We start from the raw sequence: 14,891 nt of genomic DNA, 5'->3' as shown, positions 1-14,891 counted from the left end.
TGGTTGAAAGAATATGAAATTCCTTTGTACTCTGCGAAAAAGCAAACTGACATTGAGCATATTCTTGATAAATTAAGTTTGGTAATAAAACATAGAAAAGAAGAGCTAGATGACTTGGATACCCTCATCAAAGCCCGATTTATCGCTGATGTATGGATCATTATTGTTAACTTTAGATAGTACAAATGAATTGATTGTTGATTATTGCGATACATGGAAATTAATAGCCAGAGAAAACAGCATGGTTATGATTTATAATACGTATTATTATAGAAAAGAATTTACGATAGGAGCATATATTATTGCAGACATAAGATATTTTATAGATATGATTATCTCACTTACGTGGTATTTAAAAAATTCCAGAAAGTGTAAATTGGCTGTTTCAAGTATAGGCGAGTATGTAAATAAGAAGGATCGTAAATTTGATGATTATGATCAATTTATTCCATTCATGAAAAAAACAAATGATATATCGAATGCATATAAACATTCTGTACCCAATACTATAAGAAATCTTATTGGTAAGAATGAACCTTGTATTTTTGCAAAGTATTCGAAAAAAAATAAAGATATATTTCATCCAGTATTAATTGAGATTGCCCTATCAGAATATATCAATCAATTTCAGGAATTTTTTGATTATTCAAAATGTAAGATATCAGAATTATCAATTGGAACAACAGAATAGAACAAATCAGTTGTGGTATCCGTTGTCCTATCGTATTTTAATTGTTTAAATTTGAGAATGCCGATAGGGTTAATAACTGATGATTGATCAATTGACTGACGAATAACCTTACTGGTTGCAATCGTTGGGTACAACTTGGGTATATCAGCTTTGAAATTAAGTGGGCAAGATAGAAAAGAGGATGTTAAAACATTTTGAAAGCGAATATTGTTCATAGTAAAATGAATATTCGCTCATGTTTTTGTTGGATATGTAATAAAATACGATCATAATTTTTGATGAGATACAAGCTTTACCTGATATTACGACCACATTGAAGTTCTTTTGTCTGGACGGGCGTTTTGATGTGATTTGTAGCGGATCTTTATTAGGAATACATTATCGACAAATTGAAAGCAACAGTGTTGGATATAAATTCGATATGAATATGTTTTCTTTAGATTTTGAAGAGTTTCTATGGGCAAAGGGATATGGCGATGAAATAGTTCAAGATTTATTAAATCATGTAGCTGGAAAAATCGTTTAGTGAACTAGAAATGTCTTTATATTCAAATTTGTTCATGGACTTTTGTGTGTTGGGAGGAATGCCAGAAGTGGTTCAAAACTATATTGAAAAGGGAACATTTGAAGGATCGTTACAGACACAGCGACAACTGATAGAAGACTACAAAGAGGATATTCGAAAATATGCCTATGGACTTGATCAAGGTCGTATACTGAACGTTTATAATCATATTCCTGTACAACTTTCCAAAGAGAATAAAAAGTTTCAGATTTCAAAAGTTTCTCATGGTACACGATTTAAAGATTATGTAGGATGTGTTGAATGGCTTAAATTATATTTTTCAGATGTTGGTTTATTCGTCGCATCGCTTGATGATGAATCACAAGAAGATTTATGGGTGAATAGGAATTTTGGCGTTTATAAAGGGGCTCTTTATGAAAATATTGTTGCAGAGGCATTCTACAAAAGCGGTTTACCTTTGTATTACTATAAAAAAGAAAACTCCACATTGGAAGAAGATTTCTTTGTACGAACGATGCATGATTTGATTAGGGTAGAAGTTAAGGCAAAAAAAGGAACATCTAAATCTTTACAGACTTTGATTCAAAGTGACCGATATTCAGATAGTAATAGGGGAATCAAAATTACATCTCAAAATATCGGATATAGCAATTCGATTATGACGATTCCTTATTTTTGTGCATTCTTATTAAAACGGTTTTTAAAGACATGGAATGAGTGAAAAAGATAAAGGACCAGATGGATGAAAACTGGTTCTTTTTTTGGTTGATGTATAAAATTCATAAGAAGGTAACGAACCATTGGATTGACAGGGTCTTGTTTGCATGTTAATTAAAAATTAATAAATAAATCAATTTTAATGAATAGAGGAAAGCAAGATGAGACCGGTAGTTAATCATTTCGTTTTAGGAATTCTTTTTGCATCAATCATAGTCCTTTTTGATTTATGGGCAAGAAATAGGATGGATAAAAAGAAAAGATTTATCATTAAATGTTTGCTTGCTGGAATCTTTGGAACTGTGATCATTCTTTCAACGATGCGAATGAATCCACCGGTTTATGCCACCATTAAAGAGGATACCATCGTATTTCAGCCGGATGAGCGTATCAAATTTTCAAAGATTGAAAGCATAAAATATTTTGAAGATACCAAAATAGAACTGGTATCGAATGGCTTTCGATGGGGCAGCGATGATTATTTTTCTGGAGATGCCAATATTCGTTTTTTGAATACCAATGGAACGGAAAAGGAATCTGTATATAAGTGTAAGGCTTATTTGCATAGTCGTTCCAATGATTACATTCTGATCGAACTCAAAAATTCAACACGATCGTATGTGTTTAATTTTGATGACGAGAAGGAAACAAAAAAGTTTTATAATCGAATGGATTCGTTTTATAAAAGTTCAGAATAAGAAAAGGAAAGCCTATTATGATTTGTTTTGAGATTAAATGTAATAAAAATATTGACAACAAATATCGTTGGATGATATAGTGCATCTGCAATATGAAATAAAAGTTATTACAATTAGATGAATATAATGGTGTTTTCGATGGGAAAGGAGTGTTGTTCATGTATTATTTTGATACGGATCGAATGATGAGCGAGGGATTAAAAGTTAGTTTTGATCATAAGATTGAAATATTAAAGGAACAACTAGAATGTGCAGTTGCGATCGTGATTGGTGCAGGAAGCGGGCTTTCTACTTCTGCTGGATATACCTATGCAGGCCAACGATTCCATCAATATTTTGATGATTTTTATAAGACGTATGGCATTTCCGATATGTATTCGGGAGGTTTTTATCCTTTCGATCATCTCGAATTATTTTGGGGATTTTGGTGTCGTCAAATCTGGGTGAATCGCTATGCCCCTATTCCTTCCAATTTGTATCAAAAACTCTATGCGATCGTAAAAGAGAAAGAGTATTTTGTTTTGACAACGAATGTAGATCATTGTTTTCAAAGAAGCGGTTTTGAAAAACAACGACTGTATTATACACAAGGTGATTATGGATTGTTTCAAAGCAGTCATCCACAAAATGCATCGCTTCATAAGACGTATGATAATTATGAGAGCATCCGTCAAATGATCGAAGCGCAGGGATTTACGATCGGTCCAAAAGGAGAGTTGCTTTCACCAACAAACAAAGAAGTGAGCATGTACATTCCGACTGAATTGATACCTGTGTGTGAAGATGATGGCCAGTGGATGACGACCAATTTACGCATCGACAATTCCTTTGTGGAAGATGAAGGATGGCATCAAGCATCGAATCGATATCACGCCTTTTTAACGAAACATGAGGGAGCCCATATTCTCTATTTGGAGTTGGGTGTAGGAATGAATACCCCGGTTATTATCAAGTATCCCTTCTGGCAGTATACAAAGGAGAATCCGCATGCTTTCTATGCCTGCCTCAACAAAGGGGAGGCCTATTGTCCACAGGAGATAGCAAACCGGTCCATATGTATTGATGGGGATATCGGAGCAGTATTGCAGAATCTTACGACTTAGCCGTTTTGGAAGACACAGTAGACAATTCATAGTATCGATTGAAAAGTAAACATTATGTGAAAGGAGGAGGGATATGACCAATCTTGAAAAGATAGAAGCACTTCACTATTTGATTCAATGTTTGATTGAAGAAATGCCACAATATGGAGGATATACACTTCCAACCGATCTACAGCCGGCATTTGATTTATATCGAGCCCTATGTAATGTTCGTATGTCGGCCACTCATACATTACCCGATCGATTCTATAAGGAACAAGCAGAAGTATTGAAAGGTATGACTGAAGAGAAAGGAATCACGGAAGTATCGAATCTTTTGCCTACGCCATTGGATCCACGCTTGATTCTTTGGCAAGGGGATATCACTACCCTTCGTATAGATGCCATCGTAAATGCAGCCAATGCACAAATGCTAGGTTGTTTTTCTCCACTTCATGGTTGTATTGATAATATCATTCATACGATGTCTGGTGTGGAACTACGTGAGAAGTGTTATCAGATCATGAAAGCACAAGGACAGGAAGAACCAACTGGTCAGGCCAAGATTACACCGGGATATAATTTACCTGCAAAATATGTGATCCATACAGTCGGTCCTATTGTATCCAATAGGCTAACAAAGAAGGATAAAAAACTTCTTAGCTCGTGCTATTGGAATAGTCTGGACCTTGCAGCAGAGCATGGCTGTGAAAATATCGCTTTCTGTTGCATTTCGACTGGTGTGTTCATGTTTCCGCAAGACAAAGCAGCAAAGATTGCGGTAAAGACGGTAAAAGAATGGTTGGATGCACATCCAGAAACAACCATACATCAAGTTGTATTTAATGTATTCAAAGATCGTGATAAAGAAATATACAGTCAATTGTTGTTATGAGAAATTCATGTAAATAGTAATTGAAAACTGATCAATTATTGAATAAATTGCTATTCAAGATGGACCAGTTTTTTATTGTCTCATCCCTACAAAGAAGGAGAACGGAACCGGTTGGTTTGAATGATTTTGACGAGCTTCAAAAGGACAAAAAATAGGATTACAAACCGATTTTTTGCATATGTTGTTGACAAACCGTATTATAAAAATATCGAATCTATCTAAAAGAATTTCAAAGTGACCGATTGATGATAGAGGAAAGGGTGAAAATATGAAAGTGTATGTGAAATGCAAGGTCAATCCCAATTCTGGTTTATGGATTGGACATAGTGAAAACTTTACAAAAGCCATCTATGGATTTAGTGAGTTAGGTGCTGAAATTGTACCTTATCGAAGTCTAGATGATATATATGATACGATCACAAAAGAAGATATCGTGATTGATTATATTGCGCAATGCGAAACGGTATTTCATAAATTTAGATATGATCATATGCATGTAGATGACTATCCAGCTTGTCTACAACCATATTTAGGAAGACGAATCTGGAAAGATACGATCAATGCAATCGCAACCGATCCTGAAAAATGGTCAGCAGGGTGGTTTGTAAAACCAATAAGATCCAAGGCTTTTACGGGAAAAGTCATTCATTCGATCCAAGATCTGGTTGGGTGTGGAAACTATAGCGAAGACTATGATGTATTATGTAGTGAAGCCATGGATATTCGGCGAGAATGGCGATGTTTTATTTACTATGATGAGATTTACGATATTCGACCATATAAAGGCGATTATCATTACACATACGATCCCACTGTTTTGGATCAAATGATGGATGCTTTTCGAAATTGGAAGCAACGCCCTATGGCTTGTGCCATGGATGTTGGAGTCACAAAAGACCATCAAACCATCCTTATTGAGTGTAACGATGCATATGCTCTTGGCTCCTATGGCTTGGTTGATTTTCGCTATGCCAAAATGATATCGGCACGATGGGCACAAATCTTAGAGCGAGAAGATATATTTGATTTTCGCGCCAATGGGAAAGAAAGATAAGAGAGACGAGATCTCTTATCTTTTTGTTATGTTTGAAATTTGATGGGCAATACCACGTAATACATGTCCATCAATGGTTGCTTTTTTAAGAAAATCATCAATGGAACAATACCAATTGTCTTGAAAAGAAATGACGGTATGATGGTCTTTTTGTTGTGCATGGACTTCATAAGGAGCACCTGCATACGTAAATGAAACGGCGCTATCTTTTTTTAGTAACCATATTAAATCATAGATATCAAGAATTTCCTGACCAGTATGTGGAAGCATATCTATGATTTGGTGCATCAATAAAAGGTCATCTGGATTTTTTGATTGTTGTAACCGCCTTGGTAAAAAGGCTCGTGCTTCTTGAAGTAGTTCTTCACATATCGTTTTGATGGAGGGGTCCTTTGTTTCTGAAAATATGGAAGCAATCAGTAATTTGGCTTCAGGAACAGGTGCAAACCAACTGCTTTGTCTGTGGACCACTGTTTCGGTCAACTGAAAAACGGATTCTGTATACCTTGTGTCAGTGCTTGGCGAATCATTGAACTGATAGATACAAGCAAGTTTCAACCATTGGGCTTGCAAATTCGATTCAAATTCAGCTGCTTGATTGGCATATTGATAGGCTTTTTGATAATTTGGCATTCCATCATGGCCATAATAATAAAATTTGCCAAGACAAGTTTGAGCTAAATTTTTGGACAAATCATCATATTGATCAATTAAAATCTCATAATATTTTTTTGCTTGAGGATAATATTCATTGTCGTAATAAAAGGAGGCTAAGTTGAATAATACGATATCACGATCCGGTGTATCGCGATCGGCATATATATAAAATTCGGATGCTTCAATAAAAGCATCTTTTTCAAATTGTGTAGGGTTGTCTTTTGCGTTATATTCTTTGAATATTTTCCATGCTTGTTCTGTATTCATGTTGGGTGCCTCTAAAAATCGATAAGCGAAATGGCGATTTGAATGTATGTGAAAGTATGTTTTTGACTGATTTTTATGATTGTAGCTGATAGTAGCTTGCCGGCATCCATCAATCGAGAAAACACTACATTATCTTTTTCGGGAATATATCCAAGTTTTTTTCCATCACAAGTTAAAACGAGTATTGCATTTTCATCAAAACGATTTTGTTCCCGTTGTAAATGTAAGGTATCACCGATTTTGATTTGTTGAAAAACACTTGGCTCAGTGATATGCGATGTACCGGCAATATAGGTATCAAATAAGTGAATTTCACGAGTTAATGGCTTTATGATCTCATCTAAAGAATTTTCGCTCGCTATTGTTGCTAATTGTTGATTTAACTTGCTTAGTTCGTTTGCCATGGTTCTTTTACCTCGTTATTTGTTATCATCTTTTCAAACACTTTCTGTAATTCTTCTTTGTATTGGGAATAAATTTTAATTTCTTCTTTTAATTCATTCACTTTTTCTTCTTTTAAATCATCATTCTCAAGGATCGTATGATATTGATAGGGATCACTTGAAATAATTGTTGGGATCTCATCTTGTAAAGCGTGAATTTTTTCTTGAATATTTGGCACTTCGAGGGAAAGAGAGGAATGATCCATTTCGATTTGATGCATGAGGAATTCTAGCTCTTCTAACCTAGATAAATCATTGGCATGATAGGCATCCACGATTTGTGACCATAACTCTTTGTATCGTAGATCATTGACAAATTCTGGATGCAAATCTGGATGGACTTGTTTCGCAAGTTGGCGATATTTCTGTTTTACAGCTAAGACGGTGGCCTCGCTAGATACTTTGCACTGCATAGCCATGGAAGTTTTTTCATACATTTCATGCAACTGTTTTTGATAAGCTTGCATCACTTGTTTTGTATATTGGTCTACTTCATCCATGGAAAGTTCTTTTCCTTGATTTAGAGCGGCTTGATAGAATGCAATCTGCTTTTTGAGTCGGATACATGCTATTTTTGCTGCAAAGGCTTCGTTGATTAAAAGCCCAAACGTTCGAATGTAGGCCAATTGTATCGAAGCCGCATCCTTACGAAGCGCATCGCGTTCAAACAATAGCTTTTCATATTGATCGTTTAGAGAATCTTGTATAGAAATGATGGACATAAAAATCTCCTTGTATAAATAGTATAGCAAGGAAATAAACGAAAGCATAAGATAGCTCAAGTTTTGAAGAAAAAAGCTAGAAATCGTGTAGCTGACATTATCACTGTGTAGTGATTTGTTAGTCATTTTCCTATCTTGTATTTGGATATCGTAACAAGAAATGGGACAGGAGACATCAAAACCCATCTGCATGCTTTAGAAAATGCCTGCCAAATCGCGCATGCATTGCATTGTTTAACCATTCGCATATTTCCTTTCCGTTGGCCCGATAATCGAAAAGGTCCTTTTGGGACCAAGGAAGATATGGATCGAATCATTCCGAATATCAAAAGAGCTATAGAAATTGCGAAATCTTATCAAGTCACGCTGGTGTTAGAAAACTGTCCATATTCTCACTTGCCTAAAGGGGAAATGACGCTACAAGTTGTACGAGCCCTTCAAAGTTCCTATCTCAAACTACTATGGGATCCAGCCAATTCCTATCGCGCTATCCCAGCCAATGTGCCAAAGGAATATATGCATTGGAATCTAAAGGAAGAATTAGAACATATGGCTCCTTATATAGGACATATACATATCAAGGATTATCGCTATGATGCGTCTAGCCCCAAACCATTTCTGCATGTTCCTGTTGGCAAGGGAGATATTCCTTATTCTGATTTATTAACGAGTTTGCGTGAAAATGGATATACAGGCAGCTTATCTTTAGAACCGGAAGTAGATGGGAAAGGAAGCATAGAATGTATGCGTGTATTAAAAAAGATGGTCAACAATGTATCCAAGCCAAGTAAGAATATCATTTAGGACGATGTTCTTTTTCTTTGTGTTGGTCTTAAGCAACGAGAGTCGATATGAAAAGTTTGATGACAGATTTTCTGATTTCTTTTTACGAGTTATAGAATCATTTTGTATGCAAAGGAAACAAAAGACATATTTTTCAGGTGGTATATGGAAATTGTTTTAAATGTACCCATTCCATGTTTACAAATAAACAATTTTGACATATTAGGATTTGGACTTTTTGCTTTATCTATTTTACATCGCAATCAAAAGAATCAATGGTTTTCCTTTTGATTGCGAGTGGTTTTGCCCATCTTTGTAAATGGGATGGATCGTACGTAATGGGTATTTTTTTATTTGTTTTGTGATACAGCAATAAATCTGTAGATGTTTCTGTATGTATAATACGTGGTAGAAAGATGAAATATTTTCTGTTTGTTTTATCCGTGTCATTTTGTTTGCTTTCAGAATTATCTAGGATGCAGGTTATTCGAAGCTTTTTTTTATGGCTTGTTTGTTGCATTTATTGAGAATACGCGTATAATCACAGATAGATTTGAACAAATCATATTTGATAAAATATAAATAGGAGGAAACGTATGCGACTTGCATGGAAAGAATTGAAATATAATTGGCGAAGATATGCATTGATCAGTATCATCGTTTTATTGATGATGTTTATGGTCTTATCTCTTTCGGGTTTGGTCAATGGCTTAGGAAGAGCCGTATCTTCGAGTGTTGAAAGCTTGGATGCTCAATCCTTTGTATTGAGTGATGACTCTGAAAAATTGTTGACTGTATCCAATCTTTCTGACCACCAATACCAAGAAATAACGAAACAAACCAAAGGAAAGACTACATCACTGGATGTTTTGCGAACCTATATTCAAACAGCAAATAGTGATGAAAAGAAGGATGCTGTCTATTTTGCCATTGATCCCCATAGTTTCTTATCCCCATCCAATCAACTAGCCAAAAGTAAAGCTGAAAATCCAGTTGTATTGGATGATGCATTTCAAGAAGATGGCATTCAAGTAGGGGATCACATCAAAGATGCTTCGACGGGAGTTGTGATGAGTGTATGTGGGTTTGTGTCGGATCAGATGTATGGACATGTATCCGTTATTTATATGTCGTCGGATACTTATGCATCCATCATGAAAAAAGTAAATCCTCAAGCATATGTGAAATCGTATCATGCAATTGCCGTACAATCGAATACACCAAAAATCAATGTAGATGGTACGGCTGTCTATTCTAAATCGGAGATCATCAACAGCATTCCTGGCTATCGTGCGGAACAAAGTACGATCACCATGGTCATTTGGATGTTAGTGATCATTACAGCGGTGATCATTGGTATCTTCTTTTATGTGATCAATCTCCAAAAAGAAAAAGAATTTGGAGTATTAAAAGCAATTGGTACATCCATGCGTCAATTAAGACAATTTATTCTTTGCCAAGTCTTGTTGATTGCCTCATTTGGCGCTATTCTTGCCGCGATATTGACGCAAATTCTGTCCTATGTCTTACCATCAAGCATGCCATTTTATCTCAATGGCCGAGCAGAAATCACGATTTTACTTGCGTTTGTATTGATTTCTTTAGTGGGTGGCTTGGTATCGGTTCGACGCGTGGCAAAAATTGATCCGGCGATGATCATTGGAGGTGACAACTAATGCAAAACCAAAAACAGTCAACGATCCTAGAAATTTCACATGTATCTATGAGTTATCAAGATGGCCAAAAGAAAAGACAAATTCTCCAAGATGTGAATGTATCGATCCATGCTGGTGAATTTGTCGCGATTGTCGGGCCTTCTGGCTGTGGCAAAAGTACCTTTTTGAATATTGCCGGAATGATGCTTTCTGGCAATACAGGAAAAGTCATATTGTGTGGAGAAGATCTTTCTATGAAGAAAAAGCAAGATTGGACAGCCATTCGACGCGATCATATTGGTTTTATTTTTCAAAATCATCAATTGTTACCATTTCTTACGGCACGTGAACAATTGGATGTGGTAAAAAAAGCCAATCCAGAAAAGGTAGAACAATTGGCACAAGAATTAGATTTGACCAAGATCATGGACCATTATCCATCCCAAATGTCGGGTGGAGAACGTCAACGCGTCGCTTTGGCACGAGCTTTTATTACAGATCCAGATGTGATCTTAGCCGATGAACCAACCGCTTCTTTGGATTCTCAACGAGGCAGACAAGCCGTCAAGATGATTGCGATGGAAGTGCACAAACGAAACAAAGCAGCCATCATGGTTACCCATGATTCACGTGTTCTTGATTTAGTAGATATCGTTTATCAAATGGAAGATGGAAAATTGAAACAAGTCGGATGAATGGATTCCCTTCATCAAAAAAGTACGGTAATACGAGTTATCGTGCTTTTTATTTGATTTCAATGATTCGCGCTGGACCAATACTTTGGGAAAGCCGATGCGATATGGATAGGACAGTTCGACCTTTACTTGAGGCACGCAAAGCCGAAAGGATACGATCTTCTGTCTGGGCATCTAAGTTCGCGGTAATTTCATCCAATAAAAGGATCGAAGGATTGGAAACGATGGCCCGGGCAATCGCAAGCAGTTGGAGTTGTCCTTTTGAAAATAAATCTTCATCCATAGGCGTATCCAAACCATGAGGTAAGTTTTCAATGGTCTGTTCGAATCCTAAAAGAAGAAGGGCTTTGTTGATTTCTTCATCTTTATAGGATGCATACAATGTGATTTGATCCCGAACCGTTCCAGGAACGGAGGTAAAGTCTTGTTCAACCAATCCAAATACATTTCGTCTTTCTTCCGGTTTTAGAGCGACAGGACAATAGCCGGCAAGAGAAATATGGCCTGCATCAGGGTTGTATAGACCCGTCAATAATCGAAAGATCGTGGATTTACCAGCTCCGGTCCGACCTACAAATGTCACATGTTCACCAGGATGGATCGTAAAAGATAAATTCTGAAAGACAGGTTTTTCAGGATCATACCCAAATGTGACATGGTCAAAGCAGATGTCGTTATTTTTTATGGTTGTATTGACTTCTGGATGCCAGTCGGTTTCATTCAAAAAAGTTTGAATGTGATGAATCGCTGCACTCGCAGCTTGCATGTTCTGAATTTCCATACCAATGTTTTCCAGGGGTGAAAAAATATTGGCCACATAAGCAATCATAGCTACGGCCGATCCAACGGATAGACCAAAAAGGGAACGATATCCACTCGCCGCAAAGATCATCATGATTGCCGTAACAATGGCTTGTGTGATCAAGATAACAGGGGAATAGATACTATCAATGATATTTCCTTGATCGATGGCTTGATAGCTTTCTTGAATGTATCTGTCATAGGTGTTTTCCATATATTTTTCGGCATGAAAACCATGGATCATGCGCATGCATCGAATCGTCTCGGGGACTTGGCTGTTTACACGAGCAATGGCTTTCCGATTGGCCAATTGGGCTTTGTTCATTTTTTTCTGTGCCCATCGCGTAAAAAAATACAAAAATGGTGTGATGACCAGAAGCAATAGTCCCAGACCTTTCGAACGCGTAAAGATGACGATAAAAATGGCAATGAGCTTGAAACAATCGGCAATCATGCTTACGATCCCATCGCTATACAAAATATCAATGGCATCTCCATCATTGGTAAAGATGGATTCGATTTCACCGGCTTTATGGACATGAAAATATTGTGGTGATAGTCGTGAAAGCTTTTGGCAAAGAGTCGATCGAATCGCATGGGTCATTTTCTGACCAAAAATGGTAATACAAGCATTTTGTAGCGATTCAAAAATATCGGCAAGAACGATACATAAGAAATACGAAAGTGCAAGGAGGAAGGATATGAATCGTTGATTCCCAAGACGGTTGACAATGCGTTCCAGAACCAAAGGAGGAAGCAAAGAAGTGAAAACAGAACAACCAATTACCACGATCAAAAGAATCATCCATTTCTTGTTTTGTTTCATGAATGTTTGTACGATCTTATTCATTGTCATTCGAATCTTCTCCTTTCCTTTGTTGCATAAACAATTTTCGATATCCAGCTTCTTGTTTCAACATGTCGTCGTGAGACAGAAACGTACTTGTATGATCGTGTAAATAAAGAACATGAGAAAAAGAGGGAAAATGATAAAGACGATGTGAAATGAAAAGAATGGTATGATGGGGAAAAGTCTGACGAATATTTTTTAATATGTTTGTTTCCGTTGCTTGATCGACAGCGGCAAAGGGATCATCCAATAGAAGGATGGGTTTGGCATGGGCCAACGTACGAGCCAGTGCCAGTCTTGCTTGTTGACCACCCGACAACATCGATCCTGCATCTCCAATTCGATCCGAAACCAAACGATCCATTTGTTTGAGATCTTGATCCAGATTGGTCATTTTCAAATAGGTAGTGGCACATAGATCACGACCTAGACAAATATTCTCTTCAAAAGAAACCGAAAGCAGTTGGGGTTCATGGCCCATATAGGAAATCGCAGAACGCTTTTCTTCTTCACTCATATCGCGTAATTCTTTTCCATTGCACGTGATGGAACCGGTATAATCGATTTCATCGATCAATACTTTTCCGAGTGAACTTTTGCCACTGGCCACTTCGCCTGTAATACCAATGATCTCGCCGGGTCTGGCAATAAATTGAATATCGTGTAAGAGCGAACCAATGGACACATGATTGAAAGATACAGTCATGGGACAAAAAGGTACCGTATCGATGGAATCGTCCTCTTCGATGGGTTCTCTCATCAAAGGTTGAATGCGTTTCCAGGAAACTTCTGCTTTTTGCACGGCATTAAAAAGCTTTGCGGCATGGCTGGTCTTGACGGCTAGTTTTGTGAAACAAGAAAGAAAAGTCGTAAAAGCTGCAATGTTCCAGACAGTCCAACCCGTTCCATTTACATTTTTCCCACCAAAGTAAATGATCATGAGGGTGCCAAGCATGGCAATGGCATCATACAAAGGGGTTAAAGCCCCTTCATAAAGATTGGCTTTCGCACTTTTGACTTCATAATCACTTAACACTTTTTCATAGGCCTCATCCCGATTTTGTTCACGTCCATATACCCGATAGGTAAGACTATTTTCGATACGATCCATGGTCAAAGCACTTAAAGAAGAAGCACTTTTTTTATAAGCAATATTGGCTGCAGTGACTCTATGTTTCATTTGATTGGCAACAACGTACGCAATCGGAGCAAACAAACAACATAAAATGGCTAGCTTCCAATCGTAATGAAGCAAAAGACATGTATAAGCAATCAAAACAACTCCTGTATCAAAGAGTTCAGTCGTAAATTTACGAATGCCTTCGGCACACACATCGACATCGGCAATCGCATTGGTTAAAAGCGAGCCCATATCCTTTTCTTTTGGCTTGTGTGTGTGAACAAGCGAGTTGTAGAGACTTCGACGCATGGCCCGACTGATATCATTCGCAAATCTTCGTACGCCAAACCGTTTGATGGCTCTGGCTAGTTGTACCAAGGCAATGACCAATATATAGAAAAGGGCCAATCGTAACATATCTTGCCAAGTCGCTTTGGCTTTGGTGATGTCATAGAGACATTGAGCCAACTGACCTTCAAAATAGGGCCCTGCCAACAGTCCAACATTATAGAGCAGACCGGATATCGATACGATGATAAGCATTGGTATTTCAAATCGAAAATACGTACGAATTTGGTTGGGATGTTTTAATAATTTATCTGTTTTCATGATCGTTCACAACTTTCTGAACATGCGAAAATCCCCCTTTGGACTCCGCTTTGTTTCGAAGATATAATCGATGAAGAAGGGTATAAAACGTCTGCTTTTCGTTTTCATCCAAACATTGAACCAGCCAATCGTAATAGAGATTTTCAATTTCAACCTTGGAAAGTTTCAAACGCTCCACTTTATCGGATGCATACAATTTCCAGTTTCGTTTATCTTTTTCATCTTGTTTCCGAATCAAATAGCCCTTTGCTTCCAGAGATGCCGTTCGTCGAGCACAAGCGCCTTTATCCAATCCGAGAATTTCGCGTATCCCTTTTTGGTTAATTCCCGGATTGTGACGGATCACATGGATGAAATCGAATTCTGCGGTTCCAATGCCTTCGGCCTTCATGGTCTTTACGGTAAATTTCGATACTTCTCTGGCAATTTTGGTGATTTCTCTCATTTCTTCACTCATAGGAATCTCCTTAATAGATGTACTATCAACTAAATAGATGATAGTACATCTATTAGATAAGCGCAATGGGATTGGATAAAGAAACGGAGGATGGAAAGAAATGATTTAAAATCTATATTTAACGATTGACTTCGATATAGCGAACTGCTATATAAAGTGGAAGGATAGT

At 37.2% G+C, this 14,891-nt stretch carries 17 protein-coding genes; 11 read left to right on the top strand and 6 right to left on the bottom strand.

Annotated elements, in window-relative coordinates; genetic code table 11:
* From SOS22_RS10635 to SOS22_RS10600, 8 genes are all read left to right on the top strand, one after another.
* Positions 1 to 180: hypothetical protein (locus tag SOS22_RS10635; protein ID WP_320597145.1), on the top strand; the 180-nt coding region annotated here is incomplete at its 5' end.
* Positions 164 to 691 (top strand): hypothetical protein, encoded by a 528-nt coding sequence (locus SOS22_RS10630; protein ID WP_320597144.1) that lies wholly within the window; start codon positions 164 to 166, stop codon positions 689 to 691. The genes SOS22_RS10635 and SOS22_RS10630, both read left to right, overlap by 17 nt.
* A gap of 265 nt (positions 692 to 956) precedes the next feature.
* Positions 957 to 1,217: an AAA family ATPase gene (locus SOS22_RS10625; protein WP_320597147.1), complete on the top strand. Its 261-nt coding sequence runs from the start codon at positions 957 to 959 to the stop codon at positions 1,215 to 1,217.
* A 58-nt stretch (positions 1,218 to 1,275) separates the two neighbouring features.
* Positions 1,276 to 1,938, top strand: a complete 663-nt coding sequence (locus tag SOS22_RS10620) for a DUF4143 domain-containing protein (protein WP_320597143.1) — start codon at positions 1,276 to 1,278, stop codon at positions 1,936 to 1,938.
* Between the two features lie 274 nt (positions 1,939 to 2,212).
* Entirely contained in the window at positions 2,213 to 2,632 is a 420-nt protein-coding gene (locus SOS22_RS10615) for a hypothetical protein (protein ID WP_320597142.1), read from the top strand.
* 158 nt (positions 2,633 to 2,790) lie between these two features.
* Positions 2,791 to 3,735, top strand: coding sequence for a hypothetical protein (locus SOS22_RS10610; protein WP_320597141.1), 945 nt, complete (start codon positions 2,791 to 2,793; stop codon positions 3,733 to 3,735).
* A 73-nt stretch (positions 3,736 to 3,808) separates the two neighbouring features.
* Positions 3,809 to 4,609, top strand: a complete 801-nt coding sequence (locus SOS22_RS10605) for a protein-ADP-ribose hydrolase (protein WP_320597140.1) — start codon at positions 3,809 to 3,811, stop codon at positions 4,607 to 4,609.
* A 268-nt stretch (positions 4,610 to 4,877) separates the two neighbouring features.
* Positions 4,878 to 5,663 carry an ATP-grasp domain-containing protein gene (locus SOS22_RS10600; RefSeq protein WP_320597139.1) on the top strand — a complete coding sequence of 262 codons (786 nt, stop codon included), beginning with the start codon at positions 4,878 to 4,880 and terminating at the stop codon, positions 5,661 to 5,663.
* Positions 5,664 to 5,678: 15 nt separating this feature from the next.
* On the opposite strand, the gene SOS22_RS10595 is transcribed toward SOS22_RS10600, so the two are convergent.
* From SOS22_RS10595 to SOS22_RS10585, 3 genes are read right to left on the bottom strand one after another with little or no spacing between them, the layout of a single operon-like run.
* On the bottom strand, positions 5,679 to 6,587 hold the full coding sequence (locus SOS22_RS10595; protein ID WP_320325857.1) for an SEL1-like repeat protein: 909 nt from the start codon (positions 6,585 to 6,587) through the stop codon (positions 5,679 to 5,681).
* An 11-nt stretch (positions 6,588 to 6,598) separates the two neighbouring features.
* The gene (locus SOS22_RS10590; protein WP_320325858.1) at positions 6,599 to 6,991 is read right to left on the bottom strand and encodes an HIRAN domain-containing protein; all 393 of its coding nucleotides are present in this window, start codon (positions 6,989 to 6,991) and stop codon (positions 6,599 to 6,601) included.
* Positions 6,976 to 7,752, bottom strand: coding sequence for a J domain-containing protein (locus SOS22_RS10585; RefSeq protein WP_320597138.1), 777 nt, complete (start codon positions 7,750 to 7,752; stop codon positions 6,976 to 6,978). Before SOS22_RS10585 ends, SOS22_RS10590 begins: the two co-directional genes overlap by 16 nt.
* A gap of 141 nt (positions 7,753 to 7,893) precedes the next feature.
* Between SOS22_RS10585 and SOS22_RS10580 the strand changes: the two genes are divergently transcribed.
* The 3 genes from SOS22_RS10580 to SOS22_RS10570 all read left to right on the top strand — a co-directional run bounded on the left by SOS22_RS10580 (position 7,894) and on the right by SOS22_RS10570 (position 10,885).
* Positions 7,894 to 8,556: a sugar phosphate isomerase/epimerase family protein gene (locus SOS22_RS10580; protein WP_320597137.1), complete on the top strand. Its 663-nt coding sequence runs from the start codon at positions 7,894 to 7,896 to the stop codon at positions 8,554 to 8,556.
* 575 nt (positions 8,557 to 9,131) lie between these two features.
* Entirely contained in the window at positions 9,132 to 10,211 is a 1,080-nt protein-coding gene (locus tag SOS22_RS10575) for an ABC transporter permease (protein ID WP_320597136.1), read from the top strand.
* Complete coding sequence (locus SOS22_RS10570; RefSeq protein WP_320597135.1) at positions 10,211 to 10,885, top strand: ABC transporter ATP-binding protein; 675 nt, start codon at positions 10,211 to 10,213, stop codon at positions 10,883 to 10,885. Before SOS22_RS10575 ends, SOS22_RS10570 begins: the two co-directional genes overlap by 1 nt.
* 49 nt (positions 10,886 to 10,934) lie before the next feature.
* Here SOS22_RS10570 and SOS22_RS10565 read toward each other — a convergent pair whose 3' ends face one another.
* Genes SOS22_RS10565 through SOS22_RS10555 form a run of 3 tightly spaced genes read right to left on the bottom strand, consistent with a single transcriptional unit; the run spans position 10,935 to position 14,722 of the window.
* A complete protein-coding gene (locus SOS22_RS10565) occupies positions 10,935 to 12,542 on the bottom strand; it encodes an ABC transporter ATP-binding protein (RefSeq protein ID WP_320597134.1) in 1,608 nt (535 codons plus the stop codon).
* Entirely contained in the window at positions 12,529 to 14,265 is a 1,737-nt protein-coding gene (locus SOS22_RS10560) for an ABC transporter ATP-binding protein (RefSeq protein WP_320597133.1), read from the bottom strand. The genes SOS22_RS10565 and SOS22_RS10560 overlap by 14 nt, the downstream gene beginning before the upstream one ends.
* Complete coding sequence (locus SOS22_RS10555) at positions 14,252 to 14,722, bottom strand: MarR family winged helix-turn-helix transcriptional regulator (protein ID WP_320325865.1); 471 nt, start codon at positions 14,720 to 14,722, stop codon at positions 14,252 to 14,254. The genes SOS22_RS10560 and SOS22_RS10555 overlap by 14 nt, the downstream gene beginning before the upstream one ends.
* Positions 14,723 to 14,891 lie beyond the last annotated feature (169 nt).

Origin of the sequence: Absicoccus sp. (assembly GCF_034090965.1) — a bacterium.
GTDB classification, from domain to species: Bacteria; Bacillota_I; Bacilli_A; order Erysipelotrichales; family Erysipelotrichaceae; genus Absicoccus; species Absicoccus intestinalis.
This window is presented reverse-complemented; position numbering and strand designations above follow the sequence as displayed.